The organism is Actinoplanes sp. M2I2, assembly GCF_023544445.1.
Classification (GTDB): Bacteria; Actinomycetota; Actinomycetes; order Mycobacteriales; family Micromonosporaceae; genus Actinoplanes.
In genome coordinates, this window is the sequence record NZ_JALPVJ010000055.1 from 1 (window position 1) to 3,426 (window position 3,426).

Annotated in this window: 2 rRNA genes; both read left to right on the forward strand. The window is 56.5% G+C overall.

Features of this window, described 5'->3' with window-relative positions:
- Window positions 1-62: 62 nt before the first annotated feature.
- Window positions 63-3,183, forward strand: a 23S ribosomal RNA gene (locus HJC40_RS44925).
- Between the two features lie 114 nt (window positions 3,184-3,297).
- Window positions 3,298-3,414: ribosomal RNA gene (gene rrf / locus HJC40_RS44930) — 5S ribosomal RNA — on the forward strand.
- The last annotated feature ends 12 nt before the right edge of the window (window positions 3,415-3,426 follow it).

Consider the following 3,426-nt stretch of genomic DNA (forward strand, 5'->3'; position numbering starts at 1 on the left):
TGGTTGTGGGTTGGTCGTTGGTTGAGAATTGCACAGTGGACGCGAGCATCTTTGTTTTCTGTGGTTAAGTTGTCAAGGGCGAACGGTGGATGCCTTGGCACCAGGAGCCGATGAAGGACGTGGGAGGCCGCGATAGGCCTGGGGGAGCTGTCAACCTAGCTGTGATCCCAGGGTGTCCGAATGGGGAAACCTGGCACGAGTCATGTCGTGTCATCCGTACCTGAATTCATAGGGTATGTGAGGGGAACGCCGGGAAGTGAAACATCTCAGTACCGGTAGGAAGAGAAAACAACAGTGATTCCGTGAGTAGTGGCGAGCGAAAGCGGATCGAGCCTAAACCGTGTGCGTGTGATACCTGTCAGGGGTTACGCATGGGGGGTTGTGGGACCTGCTTGCCTCATCTGACAGTGGGGTGGAGAGTTACAAAGTCTGTGGTTAGTGGAACGGTGTGGGAAAGCCGGCCGTAGAGGGTGAGAGCCCCGTAGACGAAAGTCGCAGACCTCTTTGCAGTGTTCCCGAGTAGCAGCGGACTCCTAGAATCTGCTGTGAATCTGCCAGGACCACCTGGTAAGGCTGAATACTTCCTGGTGACCGATAGCGGACGAGTACCGTGAGGGAATGGTGAAAAGTACCCCGGGAGGGGAGTGAAATAGTACCTGAAACCGTTCGCCTACAATCCGTCAGAGCCTTATGCCCGTGAGGGTGGGGGTGATGGCGTGCCTTTTGAAGAATGAGCCTGCGAGTTAGTGGCACGTGGCGAGGTTAACCTGTGTGGGGTAGCCGTAGCGAAAGCGAGTCTGAAGAGGGCGTTGAGTCGCGTGTTCTAGACCCGAAGCGGGGTGATCTAGCCATGGGCAGGTTGAAGCGTGGGTAAGACTGCGTGGAGGACCGAACCCACCAACGTTGAAAAGTTGGGGGATGACCTGTGGTTAGGGGTGAAAGGCCAATCAAACTCCGTGATAGCTGGTTCTCCCCGAAATGCATTTAGGTGCAGCGTCGCGTGTTTCTTGCCGGAGGTAGAGCACTGGATGGTCTAGGGGGCCTACAAGCTTACCGAAATCAGCTAAACTCCGAATGCCGGTAAGTGAGAGCGCGGCAGTGAGACTGCGGGGGATAAGCTTCGTAGTCGAGAGGGAAACAGCCCAGATCACCAGCTAAGGCCCCTAAGCGTGTGCTAAGTGGAAAAGGATGTGGGGTCGCTTAGACAACCAGGAGGTTGGCTTAGAAGCAGCCATCCTTTAAAGAGTGCGTAATAGCTCACTGGTCAAGTGGTTCCGCGCCGACAATGTAGCGGGGCTCAAGCACACCGCCGAAGCTGTGGCATTCACACATTCACTCGGTTGTCCGACGTGTTCGGATGATCCAGGTGTGTGGATGGGTAGGGGAGCGTCGTATGGCGGGTGAAGCGGCGGGGTGACCCAGCCGTGGACGCCATACGAGTGAGAATGCAGGCATGAGTAGCGAATGAAGAGTGAGAACCTCTTCCGCCGGATGACCAAGGGTTCCAGGGCCAGGCTAATCCGCCCTGGGTGAGTCGGGGCCTAAGGCGAGGCCGAGAGGCGTAGTCGATGGATAACGGGTTGATATTCCCGTACCCGCAAAGGAACGCCCAAGACGAACCTTCATGTACTAACCATGCAAAGCCGGCGAGGACTTCGGTCTGAGTTGGTGGAGTCTGGGACCTTGTGGGGTAGTAGTTTAGCGATGGGGTGACGCAGGAAGGTAGATGATCCCAGGCGGTGGTTGTCCTGGGGTAAGCGTGTAGCCCGTGTCATAGGCAAATCCGTGACACATGATGGGTGAGACGTGATGCCGAGCCGTTTCAGGTGAAGTCATTGATCCTATGCTGCCGAGAAAAGCCTCTAGCGATGTTCCGAGCGGCCCGTACCCCAAACCGACACAGGTGGTCAGGTAGAGAATACCGAGGCGACGGGTGAACTGTGGTTAAGGAACTCGGCAAATTGCCCCCGTAACTTAGGGAGAAGGGGGGCCGGACGCGTGAACCCACTTGCTGGGGGAGCGTGGTATGGCCGCAGAGAGCAGGGGGAAGCGACTGTTTACTAAAAACACAGGTCCATGCCAAGTCGTAAGACGATGTATATGGACTGACGCCTGCCCGGTGCTGGAACGTTAAGGGGACCTGTTAGCCCGTAAGGGCGAGGCGGAGAACTTAAGCGCCAGTAAACGGCGGTGGTAACTATAACCATCCTAAGGTAGCGAAATTCCTTGTCGGGTAAGTTCCGACCTGCACGAATGGCGTAACGACTTCCCCACTGTCTCAACCACAGGCCCGGCGAAATTGCAGTACGAGTAAAGATGCTCGTTACGCGCGGCAGGACGGAAAGACCCCGGGACCTTTACTATAGCTTGACATTGGTATCCGAATTTAATTGTGTAGGATAGGTGGGAGCCGGTGAAGCTCGGACGCCAGTTCGGGTGGAGGCAATCTTGAAATACCACTCTGTTGGGTTTGGGTATCTAACTTGCGGCCCTGATCGGGTCGAGGGACAGTGTCTGGTGGGTAGTTTAACTGGGGCGGTTGCCTCCTAAAGGGTAACGGAGGCGCCCAAAGGTTCCCTCAGCCTGGTTGGCAATCAGGTGTTGAGTGTAAGTGCACAAGGGAGCTTGACTGTGAGACTGACGGGTCGAGCAGGGACGAAAGTCGGGACTAGTGATCCGGCACTTGCGTGTGGAAGCGGTGTCGCTCAACGGATAAAAGGTACCCCGGGGATAACAGGCTGATCTTCCCCAAGAGTCCATATCGACGGGATGGTTTGGCACCTCGATGTCGGCTCGTCGCATCCTGGGGCTGTAGCAGGTCCCAAGGGTTGGGCTGTTCGCCCATTAAAGCGGTACGCGAGCTGGGTTTAGAACGTCGTGAGACAGTTCGGTCCCTATCCGCCGTGCGCGTTGGATACTTGAGAAGGGCTGTCCCTAGTACGAGAGGACCGGGACGGACGAACCTCTGGTGTGCCAGTTGTCCCGCCAGGGGCACGGCTGGTTGGCTACGTTCGGAAGGGATAACCGCTGAAAGCATCTAAGCGGGAAGCTCGCTTCGAGATGAGGTATCCCACCACCTTGAGTGGGTAAGGCTCCCAAGAGACTATTGGGTTGATAGGCCGGAGATGTAAGCCAGGTAACTGGTTCAGTCGACCGGTACTAATAGGCCGAGGGCTTAACCACCCTAAACTTTATGTTTGCGTCCACTGTGTGATTCACAGCAAACGAACAACCAGAAGCGCCACCCCCGAATGTGGGGGCCGGCTGCTGATGCTGGTTTGTTCCGCTGATGGTTGTTTCGGTGGTCATAGCGGAGGGGAAACGCCCGGTCTCATTCCGAACCCGGAAGCTAAGCCCTCCAGCGCCGATGGTACTGCACTCGGGAGGGTGTGGGAGAGTAGGACGCCGCCGGACTCAACGTGACAG